Source organism: Phocaeicola plebeius DSM 17135 (genome assembly GCF_000187895.1).
GTDB classification, from domain to species: Bacteria; Bacteroidota; Bacteroidia; order Bacteroidales; family Bacteroidaceae; genus Phocaeicola; species Phocaeicola plebeius.
On sequence record NZ_DS990134.1, the window covers coordinates 678108 to 700025 of the forward strand.

Annotated in this window: 22 protein-coding genes; 16 read left to right on the forward strand and 6 right to left on the reverse strand. The window is 46.8% G+C overall.

Going from position 1 to position 21918, the window contains the following annotated elements:
• Window position 1 precedes the first annotated feature (1 nt).
• From BACPLE_RS17535 to BACPLE_RS17565, 7 genes are all read left to right on the forward strand, one after another.
• A complete protein-coding gene (locus BACPLE_RS17535) occupies window positions 2-721 on the forward strand; it encodes a MotA/TolQ/ExbB proton channel family protein (protein WP_007564418.1) in 720 nt (239 codons plus the stop codon).
• A 6-nt stretch (window positions 722-727) separates the two neighbouring features.
• Window positions 728-1144: an ExbD/TolR family protein gene (locus tag BACPLE_RS17540; protein ID WP_072541576.1), complete on the forward strand. Its 417-nt coding sequence runs from the start codon at window positions 728-730 to the stop codon at window positions 1142-1144.
• 14 nt (window positions 1145-1158) lie between these two features.
• Complete coding sequence (locus tag BACPLE_RS17545) at window positions 1159-1995, forward strand: TonB family protein (protein ID WP_007564422.1); 837 nt, start codon at window positions 1159-1161, stop codon at window positions 1993-1995.
• A 26-nt stretch (window positions 1996-2021) separates the two neighbouring features.
• Window positions 2022-2570, forward strand: a complete 549-nt coding sequence (locus tag BACPLE_RS17550; protein WP_007564424.1) for a DJ-1 family glyoxalase III — start codon at window positions 2022-2024, stop codon at window positions 2568-2570.
• Window positions 2570-3238, forward strand: coding sequence for a 2-C-methyl-D-erythritol 4-phosphate cytidylyltransferase (locus tag BACPLE_RS17555; RefSeq protein ID WP_007564426.1), 669 nt, complete (start codon window positions 2570-2572; stop codon window positions 3236-3238). The genes BACPLE_RS17550 and BACPLE_RS17555 overlap by 1 nt, the downstream gene beginning before the upstream one ends.
• On the forward strand, window positions 3238-5337 hold the full coding sequence (gene recG, locus BACPLE_RS17560) for an ATP-dependent DNA helicase RecG (protein ID WP_007564428.1): 2100 nt from the start codon (window positions 3238-3240) through the stop codon (window positions 5335-5337). Before BACPLE_RS17555 ends, recG begins: the two co-directional genes overlap by 1 nt.
• Before the next feature lie 307 nt (window positions 5338-5644).
• Window positions 5645-7981, forward strand: coding sequence for a beta-galactosidase (locus BACPLE_RS17565; protein ID WP_050792116.1), 2337 nt, complete (start codon window positions 5645-5647; stop codon window positions 7979-7981).
• Between the two features lie 73 nt (window positions 7982-8054).
• Here the strand turns inward: BACPLE_RS17565 and BACPLE_RS17570 are convergent, their stop codons facing one another.
• A complete protein-coding gene (locus tag BACPLE_RS17570; protein WP_007564432.1) occupies window positions 8055-8537 on the reverse strand; it encodes a GNAT family N-acetyltransferase in 483 nt (160 codons plus the stop codon).
• 1 nt (window position 8538) lies between these two features.
• A complete protein-coding gene (gene menA / locus BACPLE_RS17575; RefSeq protein ID WP_040313380.1) occupies window positions 8539-9429 on the reverse strand; it encodes a 1,4-dihydroxy-2-naphthoate octaprenyltransferase in 891 nt (296 codons plus the stop codon).
• An 88-nt stretch (window positions 9430-9517) separates the two neighbouring features.
• Between menA and BACPLE_RS17580 the strand changes: the two genes are divergently transcribed.
• Window positions 9518-10357, forward strand: a complete 840-nt coding sequence (locus BACPLE_RS17580; RefSeq protein WP_394357946.1) for a metallophosphoesterase — start codon at window positions 9518-9520, stop codon at window positions 10355-10357.
• On the opposite strand, the gene nadD is transcribed toward BACPLE_RS17580, so the two are convergent.
• The 4 genes from nadD to BACPLE_RS17600 are packed head-to-tail and all read right to left on the reverse strand — an operon-like array spanning window position 10358 to window position 12576.
• Window positions 10358-10951, reverse strand: a complete 594-nt coding sequence (gene nadD / locus BACPLE_RS17585; RefSeq protein ID WP_007564438.1) for a nicotinate (nicotinamide) nucleotide adenylyltransferase — start codon at window positions 10949-10951, stop codon at window positions 10358-10360. It lies immediately after the preceding gene.
• The gene (locus BACPLE_RS17590; RefSeq protein WP_316928367.1) at window positions 10930-11085 is read right to left on the reverse strand and encodes a DUF308 domain-containing protein; all 156 of its coding nucleotides are present in this window, start codon (window positions 11083-11085) and stop codon (window positions 10930-10932) included. Before BACPLE_RS17590 ends, nadD begins: the two co-directional genes overlap by 22 nt.
• A gap of 40 nt (window positions 11086-11125) precedes the next feature.
• A complete protein-coding gene (gene gmk / locus BACPLE_RS17595; RefSeq protein WP_007564441.1) occupies window positions 11126-11692 on the reverse strand; it encodes a guanylate kinase in 567 nt (188 codons plus the stop codon).
• Between the two features lie 8 nt (window positions 11693-11700).
• Complete coding sequence (locus BACPLE_RS17600) at window positions 11701-12576, reverse strand: YicC/YloC family endoribonuclease (RefSeq protein WP_007564443.1); 876 nt, start codon at window positions 12574-12576, stop codon at window positions 11701-11703.
• A 204-nt stretch (window positions 12577-12780) separates the two neighbouring features.
• Here BACPLE_RS17600 and tsaB point away from each other — a divergent pair, with 204 nt between their 5' ends.
• The 8 genes from tsaB (at window position 12781) to BACPLE_RS17640 (ending at window position 21887) form a co-directional block, all read left to right on the forward strand.
• Window positions 12781-13470: a tRNA (adenosine(37)-N6)-threonylcarbamoyltransferase complex dimerization subunit type 1 TsaB gene (tsaB, locus tag BACPLE_RS17605; RefSeq protein WP_022054629.1), complete on the forward strand. Its 690-nt coding sequence runs from the start codon at window positions 12781-12783 to the stop codon at window positions 13468-13470.
• Window positions 13471-13527: 57 nt separating this feature from the next.
• A complete protein-coding gene (locus BACPLE_RS17610; protein WP_007564447.1) occupies window positions 13528-14130 on the forward strand; it encodes a DUF4290 domain-containing protein in 603 nt (200 codons plus the stop codon).
• A gap of 15 nt (window positions 14131-14145) precedes the next feature.
• On the forward strand, window positions 14146-15453 hold the full coding sequence (gene murA / locus BACPLE_RS17615; protein WP_007564449.1) for a UDP-N-acetylglucosamine 1-carboxyvinyltransferase: 1308 nt from the start codon (window positions 14146-14148) through the stop codon (window positions 15451-15453).
• Between the two features lie 2 nt (window positions 15454-15455).
• Window positions 15456-15968, forward strand: a complete 513-nt coding sequence (rimM, locus tag BACPLE_RS17620; RefSeq protein ID WP_007564451.1) for a ribosome maturation factor RimM — start codon at window positions 15456-15458, stop codon at window positions 15966-15968.
• Window positions 15969-15982: 14 nt separating this feature from the next.
• Window positions 15983-16840 carry a M23 family metallopeptidase gene (locus BACPLE_RS17625; protein ID WP_007564453.1) on the forward strand — a complete coding sequence of 286 codons (858 nt, stop codon included), beginning with the start codon at window positions 15983-15985 and terminating at the stop codon, window positions 16838-16840.
• 5 nt (window positions 16841-16845) lie between these two features.
• The gene (locus BACPLE_RS17630) at window positions 16846-18003 is read left to right on the forward strand and encodes a 1-deoxy-D-xylulose-5-phosphate reductoisomerase (RefSeq protein ID WP_007564454.1); all 1158 of its coding nucleotides are present in this window, start codon (window positions 16846-16848) and stop codon (window positions 18001-18003) included.
• Between the two features lie 39 nt (window positions 18004-18042).
• The gene (gene rseP, locus BACPLE_RS17635) at window positions 18043-19383 is read left to right on the forward strand and encodes an RIP metalloprotease RseP (RefSeq protein ID WP_007564455.1); all 1341 of its coding nucleotides are present in this window, start codon (window positions 18043-18045) and stop codon (window positions 19381-19383) included.
• Window positions 19384-19493: 110 nt separating this feature from the next.
• Window positions 19494-21887 carry a S9 family peptidase gene (locus BACPLE_RS17640; protein ID WP_040313437.1) on the forward strand — a complete coding sequence of 798 codons (2394 nt, stop codon included), beginning with the start codon at window positions 19494-19496 and terminating at the stop codon, window positions 21885-21887.
• Window positions 21888-21918: the final 31 nt, after the last annotated feature.

Consider the following 21918-nt stretch of genomic DNA (forward strand, 5'->3'; position numbering starts at 1 on the left):
TATGATGACATTAACTTTACTGGCTGCCGCACAAGCTGTAGCCGATACAATGGCCGGAGCAAATCCGGTGTTGACTCCGGTTGCTTCGGGTGAACCGCAGATGAATCTTTGGGATATGGCCTGCAAAGGAGGCTGGATTATGATTGTACTGGCTTTGATGTCGGTAATTGCTTTCTATATTTTCTTTGAACGTGCGGTGGCTATCCGCAAGGCTGGAAAGGATGATCCTTTGTTTATGGACCGTATCCGTGATTATATCAAATCGGGAGAAATCAAATCGGCTATCAACTATTGCCGCATTACGAATACTCCTTCTGCACGTATGATTGAGAAAGGTATTACTCGTATGGGACGTCCGGTTGCCGATGTGCAGGCTGCCATTGAAAATACTGGAAACATTGAAGTGGCCAAGCTGGAAAATGGTTTGTCTATTATGGCTACCATTTCAAGTGGGGCACCGATGTTGGGATTCTTGGGTACAGTAACCGGTATGGTACGTGCCTTTTGGAATATGGCTAATGCTGGAAACAATATTGATATTACTCTTTTGTCAAGTGGTATTTATGAGGCCATGATTACTACGGTGGGTGGATTGGTAGTAGGTATTGCTACGATGTTTGCCTATAATCATCTGGTGTATCGTGTAGATAAGGTAGTAAGTCAGATGGAAGCGCGTACGCTGGCTTTCATGGACTTGCTGAATGAACCGACTGAAAAATAATCGCGTATGGCTTTAAAGAGAAGACAGAAAATATCACCCAGCTTCAGCATGTCGTCTATGACTGACTTGATTTTCTTGCTGCTGATATTTTTTATGATTACTTCTACCATGGTATCGCCGAATGCCATCAAGGTGCTTCTGCCGCAAGGTTCGGAGCAGACTTCGGCCAAACCTATGGCACGGGTGATTATAGACAAGGATTTAAATTATTACGGAGCTTTTGGCAATGAAGATGAAATGCCGCTGGCTATTGATGAGGTGGCTGCATTTCTTCAGGAATGTGCTCGGAAAGAACCGGAAATGTATGTGGCATTGTATGCCGATGAATCGATTCCTTATCGGGAAATCGTGCGGGTGCTGAATATTGCGAACGAGAATCATTTTAAGATGGTCCTGGCGACTCGCCGTCCGGATAAAAACTAAAAAGCAGAGTAACGTTGAAAAAAAATAAGGTAATCGGAATTGTATGTACGGTGGCTTTGCATGTGCTGGTGCTGCTGTTGCTGTTTCTTCTGAAGCTGACCGTTCCGGCAGAACAGGAGGAAGGCGGTGTGCCCGTTATGCTGGGCAATACGGAACTGGCTGCAGGTGATGCCGACCCTTATACGATGACCGAGGTGGATGTCATGCCGTCGGAAGCTCCTTCTTCTGCACCGGAAGCTGCAGCAGAGCCAGAGGTGGAACAGCCCATGATTACGCAGCAGGATGAACCTTCTTTGCAGGTGAAGAAAGAAAAGCCTAAAACAGAGACGAAGAAGGAGCAACCTAAAAAGACACCGGTAAAGACTGAAACGCAGAAGGTGAACAAGCCAAAGGAGAAAACAGAAGCAGAGAAACGGGCGGAAGCAGAAAAAGCGGCGGCTCAGGCTGCGGCTAACGCTATTGCCGGGGCATTTGGAAAAGGTTCTCAGATGGGAAGCAAAGGAAATGCCACCGGAGCTGGACTGCAGGGTAGTCCTACGGGTAACTCTTCTACGGGAAAAACGAGCGGTGTAGGTGGTTATGGCACATTCGACCTGAATGGGCGAACTTTGGGAAGTGGAAAACTTCCTGTACCCGTCTACAATGTGCAGGATGAAGGACGTGTGGTTGTAACTATTGTGGTGAATCCAGCCGGACAGGTCATCAGTACCAGCATTAACAAACGGACGAACACAGTGAATCCGGCGTTGCGAAGAGCGGCAGAAGAGGCAGCTCGAAAAGCACGCTTTAATGCGGTGGATGGAGTAAATAATCAGAGTGGTACCATTACGTACTACTTTAAGTTGAAATAAAACTTTTAATTCTAAATAATAGATTTATGAAAGCAGTTTGTATCTTTTTGGCTGAAGGTTTCGAGGAAATGGAAGCCATGTTTCCGTTGGATGTTATGCGCAGAGGCGGATTGAACGTAAAAACGGTGTCTGTCACTGGAAACAAGACGGTCATCAGTTCTCATCAGGTACCCATTGTGGCTGATTTGTTGTTCGAAGAACTGAAGGAGGAAGATGTGGAAATGATTGTGCTTCCTGGTGGACTGCCGGGGGCTACTAACCTGGATGCACATGCCGGACTGGACAAACTGATTATGAGCTTTGCAGCTGCCGGAAAACCGTTGGCTGCCATTTGTGCTGCTCCGATGGTATATGGCAAGCGCGGTTTGCTGAAAGGCAAGAAAGCTACTTGCTATCCGGGCTTCGATAAGTTCCTGGAAGGAGCAGAATATACAGGAAATATGGTAGAAGTAGTCGACAACTTCATTTTGGGTAAAGGTCCGGGTGCTGCACCTGCCTTTGGCTTTACTATCCTGGAGAAATTTGCAGGAGCAGAAAAAGCACTCGAAGTGAAAAAAGGAATGTTACTGGCTTAATGAAGAAATATGTGATAGTGGTAGCGGGAGGAAAAGGCCTGCGTATGGGGGGAGAGATTCCCAAACAATTCATTCCGGTCAAAGGAAAACCGGTGTTGATGCGTACGTTGGAGACTTTTCATGCCTGTGACCCGAACATTGAACTGATTGTGGTGCTTCCGGTGGAACAGCGTTCCTACTGGGAGCACCTTTGTGCTGAATATGGCTTTACGTTGCCTCACCGTATTGCGGCAGGTGGAGAAACACGTTTTCATTCCGTAAAGAACGGACTGGCACTGGTGGAAGAAGACGGCGTGGTCGGTGTGCACGACGGGGTACGTCCTTTCGTTTCTGCCGAAGTCATTGCGAATTGTTATGCGCAGGCAGCCACTTTGCAGGCTGTGGTTCCAGTAACAGATGTAGTGGAAACAGTCCGTCATTTGTTGCCCGAAGGAGGAAGTGAGACTGTATCACGCAATGATTACAAGCTGGTGCAGACTCCTCAAGTCTTCACTGTGGAATTATTGAAACGGGCCTATGCCCAGGACTACAAGCCCTTCTTTACCGACGATGCTTCAGTGGTGGAAGCATTGGGACAGCCGGTACATCTGGTTTCCGGTAACCGGGAGAACATCAAACTCACCACGCCCTTTGACTTGAAAGTAGCAGAATCTCTTATCGACGACTAATGTTTGACTTATCCACACGCGATGTGAAATATTTGCCAGGAGTAGGGCCGCAGCGGGCGGCCATACTGAATAAGGAATTAAATATCTATTCCTTACGCGACCTGTTGTATTATTTCCCATACAAGTATGTGGACCGTAGTCGTCTGTATTATATCCATGAGATAGACGGCAACATGCCTTACATCCAGTTGCGCGGACGGATTCTGAGTTTTGAAATGTTCGGAGAAGGTCGTCAGCGCCGGCTGGTGGGACATTTTACCGATGGCACGGGAGTGGTGGACTTAGTGTGGTTTCAAGGATTGAAGTATATCACCGGAAAATATAAGGCCAACGAAGAATACATTGTATTCGGCAAGCCCACGGTTTTCAACGGACGTATCAATGTGGCCCATCCTGATATTGACCCGGCACAGGAACTGACTCTTTCTACCATGGGGCTTCAGCCTTATTACAATACTACGGAAAAGATGAAGCGTACCAGCCTGAATTCTCATGCGCTGGAAAAGCTGATGAAAAATCTTTTTCAGGCCTTGCAGAAGGAAAGCTTTGAGGAAACGCTAAGTCCCTCTTTAATCGCGGCACACCAGCTGATGCCCCTGACCGATGCGTTGTATAATATTCATTTTCCGCAGAATCCGGAACTTCTTCGTAAGGCACAGTATCGTTTGAAATTTGAGGAACTGTTTTACGTACAGCTCAATATTCTCCGTTATACCAAAGAACGTCGCAACAAATTCCGTGGACTGGTATTCGAACGGGTGGGTGAGATTTTCAATACCTTTTATGCGCATCACCTGCCTTTCCAGTTGACAGGGGCACAGAAACGTGTAATCAAGGAAATGCGCCGTGATATGGGCAGCGGACGACAGATGAACCGTCTGTTGCAAGGCGATGTGGGTAGTGGAAAAACATTAGTAGCCCTGATGACCATGCTGATAGCCTTGGATAACGGATTCCAGGCCTGTATGATGGCTCCGACAGAAATTCTTGCCACACAGCATTATGAAACCATCCGTCGCTTTCTGAATGGGATGCCCGTGCGGGTGGAGCTGTTGACCGGCAACGTGAAAGGCAAACGTCGTGAAACGATTCTCCGCGACTTATTAACAGGAGATGTGCATATCCTGATTGGTACGCATGCCGTGATTGAAGACACCGTCAACTTCTCTTCTTTGGGTTTGGTAGTGATTGACGAACAACACCGTTTTGGAGTAGCCCAGCGGGCCAAGTTGTGGGCTAAGAATACCCGTCCTCCTCATGTACTGGTTATGACGGCCACTCCGATTCCCCGTACGCTGGCCATGACCCTGTATGGAGACCTGGATGTATCGGTCATTGATGAGTTGCCTCCCGGCAGAAAGCCTATTCAGACCATTCATCAATTTGACAACCGTCGGAAAAGCATGTACGAATTCATGCGGAAACAGATTCAGGAAGGACGTCAGGTATACATCGTGTATCCGTTGATACAGGAGAGCGAAAAGATGGACATCAAGAATCTGGAAGAGGGTTACATGCACATCTGTGAGGAGTTCCCAGAATACAAGGTCAGCAAGGTGCACGGTAAGATGAAACCGGCCGAGAAAGAGGAAGAAATGCAGCGTTTCTTGGCTAACGAAACCCAGATTATGGTGGCTACTACCGTGATAGAAGTCGGCGTGAATGTGCCCAATGCCTCGGTGATGGCTATTGAGAATGCCGAACGTTTCGGACTTTCCCAGCTCCACCAGTTGCGTGGGCGAGTAGGTCGTGGTGCCGATCAGTCCTATTGTATTTTAGTGACCGGATACAAGTTGACGGAAGAAACTCGTAAGCGCATTGAAATCATGGTGCAGACCAATGACGGTTTTGAAATTGCCGAAGCTGACCTGAAACTACGTGGTCCCGGCGATTTGGAAGGTACCCAGCAGAGCGGGGTAGCCTTCGATTTGAAAATTGCTGACATCGCCAAAGACGGCCAGTTGTTGCAGTATGTCCGTGAAATAGCTGAACGCCTGCTGGATGACGACCCCGAAGGCATGAAACCGGAAAATCAAATTATCTGGCAACAGTTGAAAGAACTTCGTAAGAAAAATGTGAACTGGTCTGTAATATCCTGACTATTAAGCTTATATAATCCTTTTGGATGTAGCCGGAAAAACGCAAGTACGTTTGGAGATAAACGCCTTTACGTTTGTATCTAAACGTACTTGTGTTTCAGGTAAAATGTACTTACGTTCTGTTTGAAATGTACTTGCGTTTGGGGAAGGATATAAAAACTTTTCGTGTATCTTGTTGAAACGGGATAGTAAGGTCGCAAAAAATTACATGTATTCCGTAAAAGATTCCATTTTTTCGTGTATTTTGAGGCGGTACTTTTGAATTGGAGATATTGTATCTCATTTTTTACTTTAACTAGGAAAAACAATGAATCGATTTACGGGAACAATCATATGTATGATGGCTGGAGTGCTGGCTATGGCACAGCAGGTGTATGAACTGGATATGCCTGTCAAGGAAAAGACAATTTATAGTGGGCACCTGAAGCTGGGAGGAAGTAATCCTTCCGGTGAGCGTATTGAGGTAAACAGCTATTATATGTCGGTTGGGGGAAAGCCGGTTATTCCAGTAATGGGAGAGTTTCATTATAGCCGTTATCCGGAATGCCAGTGGGAAGAAGAAATCCTGAAAATGAAGGCAGGAGGAGTAACGGTGATTCCTACGTATGTATTCTGGAGTATCCATGAAGAAAGGGAAGGCGTATTTAATTGGGAAGGGAACCGGAATCTTCGTAAGTTTTTATCATTGTGTCAGAAACATAATATGTGGACGGTGGTACGAATAGGCCCTTTCTGTCATGGGGAAATACGAAACGGAGGACTTCCCGACTGGTTGTTTGCCAAGCCCTTGGAAATTCGTTCGAACGATGCGAACTACCTGAAGTATGTGAAACGCCTTTATGAAGAGATTGGCCGACAGTTGGAAGGATTGTATTATAAAGACGGTGGAACGATTATCGGCACGCAGATAGAAAATGAACACCAGCATTCAGCGGCTCCTTGGGGAATTACGTATCCGGGCGAACCGAAGGACATGACGTCGGCCACTTATGATGCCAATATTACGATGATAGGAGTGAGTGTACAGGACAAGAAAATCACGACGGCCGATTTGGGTGACCTGCACATGAAAACACTGAAAAAGATGGCTGAAGAAGCCGGAATCCAGACACCTTTGTACACGGCTACCGGATGGGGCAATGCGGCTGTAATCGGAGAGGAAGCCATTCCTGTGACGGCTGCCTATACGTATCCTTTCTGGGCCAAACCGGGTATGTCTCCTTTTTGCATGTTCAAGGATATTCAGAAGAATCCCGATTATGCACCGGTGCGTTATGACACCGAGAAATATCCTTCCTTCTGTGCAGAAATGGGAGTCGGCATTCAGATGATTTATACCCGCCGCCCTATTGTCACGGCTAAGGCCGCAGAGGCGTTGATGGTGCGTACGCTGGGGAGCGGTGCCAATGGTATCGGGTATTATATGTATCATGGAGGTTCTACTCCAAAAATGGGACCTACGGCCTTTTTCAGCGATGAACCGATGGGAATGCCCAAGATATCATATGATTTTCAGGCTCCCTTGGGAGAATTTGGTTTGGAGCATGGTTCTTATCGTGCGTTGCGCCTGTTGCATCTGTTCCTGAACGATTTCTCTAGTCAGTTGGCACCGATGGAAACGGTACTTCCGAAGGGATATGAACGGATGACTCCGGATAACCGGGAAACGTTGCGATATGCAGCGCGGGTAAGAGGAAAATCGGGTTTCGTGTTTATGGTGAACTTTCAAGACCACGATACTGCTCGGGTAGACCAGAAAGATTTGTGCTTACGGTTGAAGTTTGCGGATGAGACACTTCGTATTCCTTCGCAAGGTACGTTTACTCTGCCGAAAGATGAAAGTCTGATTCTGCCGTTTAATTTTCAGATGGAGGATGCCTTGTTGAAGTATGCCACCGCCCAGTTATTGCTGAAACTGGATGACAAGGGGACAGACCATTACTTTTTCTTTGTGCCGGAAGGTATTCATCCGGAATTTGTGTTTGACAAGACTACGGTAGCCGGAAAACATTGTTATACTCCGGAAGCAGGCTTAAAAAGTACGTTTACGGTGAAGACATCCGGTGGAAAACGGTTTAAAGTAACCACGCTGACCCGCGAACAGGCTTTGAATGCTTGTAAGGTCGACGGTAAGTTGTTGATTACTTCTTCCATGGTGTTGCCGGAAGCAGGAAGAGTACGGTTGCTGAATATGGGAGACCCGGTGTTCCGTTATGTAGAATATCCTTCGGCAAAAGGCTTTAAGGAACAGATGAAAGAAGTTCCTTCCGTACAGCCCGAATATACCTTCCGTAAGGTTGGAAGCCGTCGGCTGGCAGTTCGTTTTTCCGGAAAGGAATATCCTCAGGTAAATGATTACTTCTTGCGGCTGGATTATACAGGCGACGTGGCCATGGCTTTCTTGAAGGGTGAGCTGGTGCTGGATCACTTTTATTATGGAGCCCCCTGGCAGATTAGTCTGAAACGTTTCCAGCAAGAACTGACTGATGAGGAACTGGGTTTTTACATTCGTCCGTTGCGGAAAAATGCACCTTTCCTGTCTGATTTGCCGGGAGAAGCTGTTCCTGATTTTTCCAAAGGTTCAGTAGTCCGGATCGATTCAGTGCAGGTTGTTCCGCAATATGTGACTACATTGTCATGGTAAAGCGAAAAACAGACAGGGCGATACCTGAGAAATAAAGGTATCGCCCTGCCTGTTTTTATAATACTATACTCTCTTATAGAATCAGTTCATAATCTACTATTCCTAACCACTTCCCGAATTTACGGCCTACTTCCCGGAAATAAGATACCTTTTCAAACCCTAACTTTTCATGCAAGGCGTAGCTGGCCTCGTTACCTTCCGTGATGCAGGCAATCAGGGCATGCAGTCCGTAGCGGCGGCATTCTTCTATTAAGTGTAGCATCAGTTCTTTCCCGATACCTTTCCCGGTATGCGAAGGAGCCAGGTAGATGGTGGTCTCTGCACTCTGGTTGTAAGCAGCCTTTTCTTTCCATCCGTGTACGTAGCAGTAGCCGGCAATCTGTCCTTCTGTTTCGTATACGAAATACGGATATTTTTCACTGATGGCCTGAATGCGTGTCCACATTTCCTCTTCGCTTACCGGTTCCAGTTCAAAGGTGATGGTAGTGTGGGCGATGTAGTGATTGTAGATGGCAGTGATGGCCGGTGTATCTTCTTTGCGTACCTTTCGAATCATATTAAAGTATTAAGCCGAGGGTGAGTAATAATCCAAAAATAAGCATATTGCGGGAGGTTTCTCCCAAGATTCCGTTCAGGGCTTTTCCGCGGTAGATACGGGCCATGTGTTGGGTGGTCAGGATATGTGGAATCAGGTACAGCTGGGGTAGCAGTACGGCATAGATTTTCCCGATTTCCAGGAAGTAGAAGCAGCACCAGCAGGCCGCCAGTCCTAACAGAAAGTAAAGAATCAGTCCGGCCTTGGCACCCAAGCGTACTACGATGGTTTTCTTGCCGCTGATAGCATCCTGTTCACGGTCGCGGAAGTTATTAATCATCAGCAGGGTGTCGATGATGAGGCCGCAGGCCAGTGAAGCCATGGTAACAGACATGTTCCAGTCGTGCGCCATGACATAGTAGGTACATCCCACGGGTACGAAGCCGAAGAAAACAAGTACCAGTAAGTCGCCCCATCCGTGATAAGCCAGCGGATACGGTCCGGCGGTGTAGAGGAAGGCAAAAATCATGCAGGCAATACCAACTGGAATCATTTCCAGTCCTCCGTAGTAAAGCAGGAAAAGTCCGGTGATTCCTGCTAACAGGGTGGTACAGGCAATTCCGGCTTTCATGGCCTTGGCGCTGATCCATCCTTGTGCACAGGCGCGTTCCGGTCCCAGCCGGTCTTCGCGGTCGCTGCCTTTCAGAAAATCAAACAAGTCGTTGATAAAGTTCGCGTCAATTTGCATCAGAAACGCAAACAGAAAGCAAAGCAGGGCAGGCGTTAATTGAAAGTGACCGTAAATAAAGGCCAGCGCACAGCCCAGCATGACGGGTATGGCAGCACCGGTCAGTGTCTTAGGGCGGGCAGCCAACAACCAGGCTTTTATGGAATTGGTTTTGACGTTTGTCATTGTGGATTGATTTTTAGTTTTTCGTCCGGCAAAGTTAGGCATTTTTTTACGACCTTTGTCACGACCGGATAGTTATATGTATTTTAAAATGATGAAACGATTGAACTTGCTGGCAGGTTACCTGGTGGTGCTATGTGTCCTGCTTTCTTCTTGTGCTACGGCTTCTTTTTCCAAATATAAAGGCGTGGGGCGTGTAAAACGTTATGATTTCTACAGTGCCCAGTTGCCCGATTCTTTTGATGGCTTCCGTGTGGCTTTTGCTTCCGATTTTCATTACGAGAGTCGGTTTACCGCCTGTCGTTTGCCAGGCATGTGCCAGGCACTTCGTTCGCTGGATGCGGATGTGTTGCTCTTGGGAGGTGACTATCGGGGACGCAACGGAGGAGATGTGACACAACTTTTTCAGGCGCTGAAGACGGTGGAAACACCCTGCGGAACGTATGCCGTGATGGGAAATCACGAACGCGGGCAGGCTGACTCGCTGGCACGGAAGGCCATGCAGGCAACTGGGGTACATTTACTGGAACACGAAGTGGATACCTTGTGGAGAGGAAAGGAATACATTTTACTGTGCGGCATTCGTAATCCGTTTGACTTGAAACGGAACGGGGTATCGCCCACTTTGGCATTGCGGGAAGAAGATTTTGTACTAATGTTGGTGCATACACCCGATTATGTGGAGGATGTGAATGTGTCGCACACCGATTTGGCACTGGCCGGACATACGCACGGGGGACAAGTCAGTTTGTTCCGCCGATGGACACCGGCGCATTTTTCCAAATACGGCAACCGTTTCCTGACAGGGTTGAAGTATAACAGTGCGGGTATTCCGGTTATTATTACCAATGGACTGGGTACCTCCCGCAAGGATGTGCGCTTGTTTACACCGAGCGAGGTGGTGCTGGTGGTATTGCACAAAAAGAAATGATTACCGGTACAATCCTTTTTCCTGAATAATTCTGAATACTTCCGGATGCAGGAAATAGCGCAGGTCTTTTCCTTCCCGGATGCCTTTGCGGATAAAGGTTGAACTGATTTCGATGAGGGGAGTTTGTACGACTCTGACATGAGGAGGCAGACTGGTTGTATCCTCCAAGGGATAACCCTGGCGCGGATAGACCAGAATGTGATGGCGGCGGATGATTTCTTCGGGCGACCGCCAGCGGTCGAAAGCCTGCCAGTTGTCGGCACCAATAATCAGGTGAAACTCCCGGTCAGGATAACACTCGGCCAGTTTATCAAGGGTATGGATAGTGTATGAGGGACGTGGAAGCTGGAACTCAAAGTCGGATGCGCGGAAACGGGGGTATCCTGCCACGGCAGCTTCTACCATTTTCAGCCGCAGATGGTCGTCGAGCAAAGTTTCGTTCTGTTTAAACGGGTTCTGAGGAGTGACTAAAAACCATACCTCCTCCAGTCCCCCATATTCACACAGGTAGTTGGCAAGTGCCAGATGGCCTGTATGGATAGGGTTGAAGGAACCTCCGAAAAGTCCGGTTTTTATTTGAGGCTTTTCTTCCATTGTCTGTAGTTGAGTATCTGCCAGGCAGCTACCAGCAGCATGGCTACGGCAATGATGTATTCTTCTTTTGCTACGGCCACTACCCCTACGGCAATGGCTGCCAGCCCGATGACGATACAAAGTATAGTCATCATGAACATGATTTTCTTTGGGTCTTTAGGCATATCAGCAAATTTATTGTTGAATAAAATCACGAATGGTCTTCAAGGCTTCTTCTTGAGCCTTTTCCAGATTGTCGTTGACAATCACTACATCGAATTTTTCGGCATAGCTCAGCTCGAAGGTAGCTTTTGCCAGGCGGCTTTCGATTACTTCGGGTGCGTCGGTCCCACGACCGGTCAGTCGCTTGCGGAGCTCTTCGAGTGAAGGCGGCTGGATAAATACAGACAGTGCGCGGTCGCCGTAGAATTTCTTGATATTGCATCCGCCTACTACGTCGACATCGAAAATTACATTCTGTCCGGCTGCCAGCTGTTTTTCTACCTGTGCTTTCAGTGTGCCATAGAAACGGTCCTTGTACACTTCTTCGTATTCCAGAAACTCATCGTTGGCGATACGCTGCTTGAATTCCTCTGGTGTCAGGAAGAAGTATTCCACTCCGTTCTGCTCTGTGCCACGGGGCGCGCGGCTGGTAGCAGAGATAGAGAAGGCTAGGTTCAGATTCTGTGTCAGCAAGTAATTGATAATGGTGGATTTACCAGAGCCGGAGGGGGCTGAAAAAATAATAAGTTTGCCTGCCATATTCTTTTTTACATTACGTTCAACACTTGTTCCTTAATCTGTTCCAGTTCGTCTTTCATCTGCACCACGATGTTCTGCATTTCGGCATGGTTCGACTTGCTGCCGGTGGTATTGATTTCACGTCCCATTTCCTGAGCGATGAATCCCAGCTTCTTGCCTTGTCCGTGTCCGCCCGCCATGGTTTCGCGGAAATATTTCAGGTGGTTGGCCAGACGCTGCTTCTCTTCGTTGATGTCCAGCTTTTCGATGTAATAAATTAATTCCTGCTCCAGACGGTTTTTGTCATAGTCAATGCTCAGCGTTTTTTCCAGTGCATCGGTAATGCGTTCCCGTATCTTGGCCACACGTTCCTTCTCGTAAGGCTCGATGGATTTCATCAACCGTTCGATGTTGTCGATTTTTTCTGTAAACTTCTTTTCGAGAGCTGCACCTTCCTGCTTGCGGAAGTCAACTAGATGTTGCAGTGCAGTTTCGATGGTTTGTTTGGCTGCAGCCCATTCTTCGTCCGATAGTTCCTGTACGTCTACACGGGTCAGTACGTCGGGCATACGCAACAAAGTGGCGAACCAGTCTTCCGGCAACGGAATATGGCAAGTTTCAGAAATGGTTTTTATCTGGTTGTAATAGTTTTCTACCAAGGCTGTATTGATGGGAGTAGCCGATTCGGCAGCATCTTTTTCTACCCATATAGAGAAGTCCACTTTCCCGCGTTCCAGTGTCTGGGCAATCAGGTTGCGGATTTCCATTTCTTTTTCACGATACAATGGAGCGATGCGTGTGGATAAGTCCATTGCTTTGCTGTTCAACGATTTGATTTCCACGTTGATTTTTTTGTCTCCGAACACAGTGACTGCTTTTCCGTATCCGGTCATTGACTGTATCATAACTCCTTCTGTTTTTTGATAATTTGGATACAAAGGTAGGAAAAATCTAAATAAAGAATAAGCGGCTGTTAAAAAAACGTGCGAAATACCTTTGACTCTGACGGATGGAACAGAGTTTCGGCAAACTTTCTGCTTCTTTTTTCATGAGATAGTGAGAAGAAAAGTGTATATTTGCAGACTATAATAATTGTATCGAGTTTAATTATGTCATGCATTTTACATATTGAAACATCTACGGAAGTTTGTTCTGTGGCTGTAAGCCAGGATGGAGCTTCCATTTTCTCAAAAGAAGATTTTAACGGCCCTTCGCATGCTACTGTGTTAGGGGTATTTGTGGATGAAGCTTTGTCGTTCATTGATAACCATGCCATTCCGTTGGATGCGGTGGCAGTGAGCTGTGGTCCTGGTTCGTATACGGGGCTGCGTATCGGTGTGTCGATGGCGAAAGGTATCTGTTACGGACGGAACATTCCGCTGATAGGATTGCCTACACTGGAGGTGATGTGTGTGCCGGTACTGCTTGCGCACGACCTGCCGGAAGATGCTTTGCTTTGTCCGATGATTGATGCCCGCCGTATGGAAGTATATGCGGCCGTGTATGACCGCGCTTTGAAGGTGCAGCGTGCCATCGGAGCAGATATTATTGACGAAAATTCGTATGCCGAATATTTGGAGAAACATCCGGTGTATTTCTTTGGTAACGGAGCAGCCAAATGCAAGGAAAAACTTTCGCATCCCAACGCACACTTCATTGAGAATATTCATCCGGTAGCCAAATGGATGTTCCCGCTGGCCGAGAAAGCCATGGCAGTGGAAGATTTCAAGGATGTGGCCTATTTCGAGCCGTTTTATCTGAAAGAATTCGTGGCTTCTACTCCGAAGAAACTGCTGTAAGGGCGTATAGCCGGAGAGGCGTAAAAAGATTTGATTTGTAGAATAACAGAATTTTATATGGAATATAATACCCAGCAACGAAAATTGCCACTTCCGGAGTATGGACGAAGTGTGCAGAACATGGTAGACCATGCATTGACCATCGAAGACCGTGAAGAGCGTCAGCGGTGTGCCAATACGATTGTAAACATAATGGGAGGCATGTTCCCGCAATTGCGCGACATGGAGGATTTCCGCCATAAGTTGTGGGATCATCTGGCCATTATGTCCGACTTCAAACTGGATATTGACTATCCGGTGGAAATTGTGAAGAAGGAAAGTTTGGAAGTGAAACCGGACAGAATTCCCTATTCTCCGAACGTCATTCGTTTCCGTCATTACGGACGGTTCATTCAGGACCTGATTAAGATTGCAGTAGACTATCCGGAAGGTGACGAGAAAAAACAGCTGATAAAATATATCGCCAATCACATGAAGAAGGATTACATCAACTTCAACAAGGACGGGGTGGAAGACCAGAAAATCTTGGAGGATTTGTGCGAGCTGTCAGAAGGACGTATCAAGCTGACGACGGATGACTTGAAGCTGGTGGAACAGCGTTCGTTCGGTCCGCGTCGCCGTCAGATGAACAATAACAATCAGCAGAAAAAGAAATATTAATCAAAATCGGATACTATGGCTTCATTTGTAATCGAAGGAGGACACAAACTGCATGGCGAGATTGTGCCTCAGGGTGCTAAAAACGAAGTATTACAGGTACTTTGTGCCACATTGCTGACAGATGAGGAAGTGACTATTGAAAACATTCCGAACATTCTGGATGTGAACAACCTGATACAGTTGCTTCGCGACATGGGGGTGAAGGTTTCTAAGTCGGGAAGTGATGCGTATACTTTTCAGGCTGATAATCTGAACCTGGCTTACCTGGAGAGTGATGACTTCTTGAGCCGTTGCTCTAAATTGCGTGGCTCGGTAATGCTGGTAGGCCCTTTGGTAGCTCGCTTCGGAAAGGCAATGATTTCGAAACCGGGTGGTGATAAAATCGGACGTCGCCGTCTGGATACGCACTTCCTGGGTATTCAGAAACTGGGTGCTTCGTTTGAATATGATGCCGTGAATGGTCGTTTTTGCATCAATGCCGAGAAGCTGAAAGGTGCTTATATGTTGCTGGATGAGGCTTCTGTGACCGGTACGGCCAATATTGTGATGGCAGCTGTACTGGCCGAAGGAGTGACCACGATTTATAATGCAGCCTGTGAACCTTATTTGCAGCAGTTGTGCCGGATGCTGAATCGCATGGGAGCTAAGATTTCGGGTATCGCATCGAACTTGCTTACCATCGAAGGTGTATCTAGCTTGAAAGGCTGTTCGCATCGGGTACTTCCGGATATGATTGAGGTCGGCAGTTTTATCGGAATGGCTGCCATGACGGGAAGTGAAATTACTATCAAGGATGTGTCTTATGAAAACTTGGGAATCATTCCCGACAGTTTCCGTCGTTTGGGTATCCGTTTGGAACAGCGCGGTGACGATATATTTGTGCCTGCACAGGAGCATTATCAGATAGAGTCGTTTATTGACGGCTCCATTATGACCATTGCCGATGCACCGTGGCCGGGGCTGACTCCTGACTTGCTAAGTGTGATGCTCGTTGTGGCTACTCAGGCCAAGGGCAGTGTGCTGATTCATCAGAAGATGTTTGAAAGCCGTCTGTTCTTTGTGGACAAATTGATTGACATGGGGGCACAGATTATCTTATGCGACCCTCACCGTGCGGTGGTAATCGGTCATGACCGCAATTTCTGTCTGCGGGGCGGCAACATGACGTCGCCGGATATTCGTGCCGGTATTGCCTTGCTGATTGCAGCACTGGGAGCAGAAGGAAACAGTCGTATCCATAACATTGAGCAGATTGACCGAGGATATCAGCATATCGAACAGCGATTGACTGCGCTCGGTGCACGTATCACGCGTATTGAATAAGTATGATTAGAAAAGAAGAAGTATTTAAAATAGGAATCATCAACAAACCCCACGGAGTGAAGGGTGAGGTGTCGTTTACGTTTACCGACGATATCTTCGACCGGGTGGACTGCGACTACCTGATTCTGTTGCTCGACGGGATTCTGGTTCCGTTTTTTATAGAGGAATATCGCTTCCGCTCCGACAATGCGGCGCTGGTGAAATTCGAAGGGATAGACACGGCCGAAAAAGCACGTAGTTTTACCAATGTGGAAGTGTATTTCCCGAAGAAGTATATGGAAGAACAGGATGAAATCACTTCCTGGAATTTCTTTGTCGGATTCAAGGTGCACGATGTGCATCATGGCGACTTGGGTGAAGTGGTGGATGTGGATGATGCGACGATGAATGTGCTGTTTGTCATTGAGAAGGAGGGAGAAGAACTATTGCTTCCGGCTCATGAAGAGTTTATACTGGATATTGACAAGGCACAGAAGGTGTTGACGGTGGATATTCCTGAGGGATTGTTGGATTAAAAACCAGATTAGGTATGAAAAAGAAAGGTCGTAAAGCATTCTGGCGGAACATTAAGTTTAAGTATAAGCTGACCGTCATAAATGAGAATACACTGGAAGAGGTAATTGGCATTCATGTGTCGAAACTGAACGGGTTTTCGGTGTTGCTGGCTGCTTGTACGGTAATCTTTCTTTTGGCTGCCATCATTATTGTGTTTACTCCCTTGCGGAACTACTTGCCGGGATATATGAACAGTGAGGTTCGTTCGCAGGTGGTGACTAATGCACTGAAAGCCGACTCGTTGGTTGAGGCACTGGAACGCCAGAACCGCTATATCATGAACATTCAGGATATTTTCAGCGGGAAAGTGGATGTGGATACGGTACAGTCGATTGACTCGCTGACTACCATCCGTACGGAGGAGCTGATGAACCGTTCGAAGGAGGAAGATGATTTTCGCCGGAAGTACGAAGAACGGGAGCGGGCTGCAGCAGTGGCAGGAACAGATGACCATGCATTACCTGATTTGTTGTTCTTCCGTCCCACTCGTGGAATGGTGGTGAAGGACTTTGCGCCTTCGCGTCATCATTATGGAGTGGATATGGCAGCCTCTGTCGATGAGAGTGTACTGGCTGCTCTGGACGGTACAGTGATGCTGGTGGTGCAGACTGCCGACAGCGGGGTACTCATTCAGATTCAGCATGAACAGAATTTTATATCCGTATATAAGCATTGTGGTCCTTCCCGGAAAAAAGAAGGTGACCAGGTGAAAGGGGGAGAAGTAATCGCATTGGCCGGAACATCGGACGAGGGCAAGCATGTGTCGCATGTGCATTTTGAACTGTGGCATGATGGCACCCCGATTGACCCGGCGAAATATGTTGTATTTTAAAGCTTATGAAGAAACAGATTGCCATATTAGGTTCTACCGGATCAATCGGTACTCAGGCTCTTCAGGTAATAGAGGAGCATCCTGATTTGTATGAGGTATATGCCCTTACGGCGAACAATAAAGTGGATTTGTTGGCCGAACAGGCTCGTAAGTTCCAACCGGAAGTGGTGGTTATCGCCAACGAGGATAAATATGGAACTTTGAAGGAAGCATTGGCTGATTTGCCGATTAAGGTGTATGCCGGGGCTGAAGCTTTGTGTCAGGTGGTAGAGGCACAGCCTATTGACATTGTGCTGACCGCGATGGTGGGTTATGCCGGTCTGAAGCCGACCATCAATGCCATAAAAGCTCGAAAAACCATTGCATTGGCTAATAAAGAGACGTTAGTGGTAGCTGGTGAACTGATTACTGCACTGGCCAGCCAGTATCAGACGCCGATTTTACCGGTAGATTCTGAACATTCAGCTATTTTCCAGTGTCTGGAAATGAACAATCCTGTGCATAAAGTAATTTTAACTGCATCGGGAGGTCCTTTCCGTACCTTTACCATGGAACAGCTTCAAACGGTGACCAAGGAGCAGGCATTGAAACATCCCAACTGGTCAATGGGAGCGAAGATTACCATCGATTCTGCTTCCATGATGAACAAAGGGTTTGAGGTGATGGAAGCCAAATGGTTGTTTGGAGTTACTCCGGAACAGATTGAAGTGGTGGTGCATCCGCAGTCGGTCATTCACTCTATGGTGGAATTCGAAGATGGGGCAGTAAAGGCTCAGTTGGGCGTACCCGATATGCGTCTGCCTATTCAGTATGCCTTTTCTTATCCGAAACGGGAATCGCTTTCGGGTGAGCGGCTGGATTTTGCCAAGTACAACACCTTAACGTTCGAAAAGCCGGATACGACACGCTTCCGTAACTTGGCTTTGGCCTACGAAGCCCTGCATCAGGGAGGAAATATGCCTTGTATTGTCAATGCGGCGAATGAAGTCGTGGTGGCTGCGTTCTTGAAAGACCAGATTTCTTTCTTAGGTATGAGTGAGGTGATTGAAAAATCTATGGCGAAGGTTCCTTTTATAAAAACACCTACCTACGGAGATTATGTATCGACCGATGCGGAAACCCGTCGTATTGCAGCAGAACTGGTGATTAATGGAATGAAATAAACAAAGTCTAATTATAAAAAAGTAAGAAGTAAAATAGAAATGGAAACATTTTTGATTCGTGCCCTTCAGTTGATTCTCAGCTTGTCGCTGCTGGTCATCATTCACGAAGGAGGACATTTTTTCTTCGCCCGTCTGTTTAAGATTCGCGTAGAAAAGTTTTATATATTTTTCGACCCTTGGTTTTCGCTGTTCAAATATAAACCCAAGAACAGTGATACGGAATACGGAGTGGGTTGGTTGCCGTTAGGAGGATACTGCAAGATTTCGGGAATGATTGATGAGTCAATGGATACCGAGCAGATGAAACAGCCGGCTCAGCCGTGGGAATTCCGTTCCAAACCGGCCTGGCAGCGTCTGCTGGTAATGGTGGGAGGAGTATTGATGAATTTCCTGCTGGCTCTGTTCATCTATTCCATGATTCTCTTTACATGGGGAGACCATTACACGGCCTTGAGCGACATGACAATGGGTATGAAGTTCAATGAACATGCGCAGGAAATCGGTTTCCGCGACGGCGATATTCTGAAGAGTGCCGACGGCAAGGAACTGACTCGCTTCAATATGGATATGATTCGTAGCATCGTAGAAGCTCGTGAGGTGACTGTCTTGCGTCAGGGAGAAGAGAAAAAGATTTTGCTGCCTGAGTTAAGCTTGCTGGATGTGGCAAAAGAAGACCCTATGTTTGTGGATGTGTTCTATCCGAATGTGGTTGATTCTGTACTTCCGGGTGGTGGATTCGCGAAAGTGGGTATTCAGAAAGGAGACTCTTTGATTGCCTTTAATGGCAAAGAAATGACTTCATGGAATGAATTTCTGGACAACATGGCTGAGCTGAAGGCAAAGGCTGAGTTGGAAAAGAAGACTTCGGCCGCCTTTACGCTGGTTTACTCACGTGCAGGAGTGCGTGATACCGTAGATGTGCAGACGGATGATAAATTTAAGGTTGCTGTGATAGGTGGACTGGTGGACTATAAGCAACGCACGTTGAGCTATGGCTTCTTTGAATCTTTCCCGGCAGGGGTAGCATTGGGCGTCAATACATTGAAAGGCTATGTCAATGACATGAAATATGTGTTTACCAAGGAAGGAGCCAAGAGTGTGGGCGGATTTGCTACTATTGGAAGTATCTTCCCGAAAGTCTGGGATTGGCAGCGTTTTTGGGAGATGACCGCATTCTTGTCTATCATTCTGGCCTTCATGAATATCTTGCCTATACCGGCACTCGACGGAGGACATGTGTTGTTCTTGCTTTATGAGATTATAGCCCGTCGGAAACCAAGTGACAAGTTCCTGGAATATGCGCAGATGGTAGGTATGTTCCTGCTGTTTGGTCTGCTTATCTGGGCAAACTTCAATGATGTACTGAGGTTCTTGTTCTGATGAATTTATAGAAGAATGGTATAAATGGACACAAGGAAGTACAAAGCTGGCTTGCCGGCTTTGTCTCCTTGTGTCTTTTTTGTTTAATCGATAAATAAAAAGAAAATATGATGAAAAAAATCCTATTGGCTGTAGTGCTGTGTGGCGGTTTCGGATTGACGGCTGTTTCTGCCCAGCAGGCGGAAGGACGTCTGCCAGGCTACTTACAGGCCGAAAAGTTTACCAAGAGTAAGCTGGACAAAATGTTGTTTTCTACTACTGTGGACCCGCACTGGTTTCAACAGGGAAACAATTTCTGGTTTGAGTATAAAACCAGTGAAGGAAAGTTCTGGTATGTGGTGAATCCCTCAGCTAAGCGTAAAGAATTGTTGTTTGACCGTGAACGGATGGCTTCACAGCTCACCGAGATTGTACAGGACCCTTTTGAAGCACGTCAGTTACCTATTGCAGACCTGAAGGCTGGAGAAGACGGACGTACCTTTACATTTAAGGTGGTTTCAAAGACTGATTCCACGTTTTATTTCTCGTACGACTATCCGTCTCGTAAGTTGACACATCTGAAAGACAAAAAGAAGGAACTGGACAGACCAAGCTGGGCCTCTGTTTCGCCTGATGGACAGCGGGTGATTTATGCCAAGGATTGTGACTTGTACTATATGAGTATCGCCGATTATCAGAAGGCTCGTAAGGATGAGAAAGACAGTACGATTGTAGAAGTTCGTTTGACAACGGATGGTACACCGGATTTCGGGTATGGCATTCCGTATAGTACCCTGAATACAGATACACTGTGTAATGGAAAACGTCGTGGAGTATGGGGATACTGGTCGCCCGATTCCAAATATTTTGCTACGATTATTGCGGACCAGCGGAATGTGAAACCGTTGTGGGTGATTAACTCTATTGCAGAGCCACGTCCTACTCTGGAGACTTATAAGTATGAGATGCCGGGAGAGACAGGTATGCCGGAATATCATCTGTATTTGTTCGATGTGCAGGCAGGTACACGGAAAGAAATCAAGACAGCGGCGTGGAAAAATCAGTCGATTGACTTGGAAGGTAAACCCTTTGAACAGAAACAGCGCGATATGGAGCTGGTTCCAAGAATCTGGCAAGGGGATAACAACCGTTTCTTCCTGACACGCAGCAGTCGTGACCTACATCGTATTGATGTATGTACTTATACATTGGGGGCTGATTCCATTGTGCCTATAGTAAAGGAAAGAATGAATACCTACCAGGAAACACGTCCTATTCATGTATTGAAGGGAGGAAAAGAGTTTATCCAATGGAGCGAACGTGACGGCTGGGCACACCTTTACTTATATGATGATAAAGGAAACTTGAAAAATCGTATCACAGAAGGTCCCTGGCATGTGGAGCGTGTGGTAAAAGTAGATGAGGCTGCACGGACAGTCTATTTTGTGGCCAATGGACGGGAGGCAGGTGAAAATCCATATTACGAACATTTCTATAAGGTAAATGTGGATGGAAGCGGATTGAAACAGCTTACGCATGGTGAATTCTTCCATGATGTAGAACTGGATGACGATGCCCGTTTCTTTGTCGATAACTATTCACGTGCCAATACCGTTCCTTGTGCCGACCTGCTGGACAATAACGGGAAAAAGGTGATGACCATACAGGAAAGTGATTTTTCTTCTCTGAAAGCAGCCGGTTACAAATTTCCGGAACCTTTCAAGGTGAAAGCAGCCGATGGAGTGACTGATTTGTATGGAGTGATGTACAAACCTTTTGATTTTGATTCTACCAAGGTATACCCCATCATTGATTATGTATATCCGGGGCCTCAGGTAGAGGCAGTGGATTATCCGTTCCGGCGCATGAGTGTCCGGACAGACCGTCTGGCACAAGCCGGATTTATCGTGATTACGGTAGGACAGCGAGGTGGGCATCCCAGCCGCTCCAAATGGTACCATAATTACGGATATGGAAATATGCGGGATTACCCGTTGGCCGACCATAAGGCAGCAGTAGAGCAACTGGCCGACCGTTATTCCTTTATCGATATTACGCGTGTGGGAATCCACGGGCACTCGGGAGGTGGCTTTATGTCAACAGCAGCAATCTGTCAGTATCCTGATTTCTACAAGGCTGCAGTTTCTTGTGCAGGTAATCATGATAACCGTATCTACAACCGTTGGTGGAGCGAAACGCATCATGGGGTAAAAGAAGAAATTTCAGAAAAGGGAGACACTACTTTTGCCTATAAGATTGCTACCAATCCAGAGATTGTAAAGCAGTTGAAAGGGCATTTGATGTTGGTACATGGAGATATAGACAATAATGTACATCCGGGAAATACCATTCGCGTGGTCAATGCACTGATTCGCGCCAACAAGCGTTTTGATATGCTGATACTGCCGGGACAACGTCATGGTTTCGGCGATATGGATGAATATTTCTATTGGAGAATGGTTGATTTCTTCTCAGAACATTTGAAGGGAAAGAAAGAATCGTCAGTAGATATTCCTCAGCGATAAGATAACCTTACATATTGATAACGGTGGGATG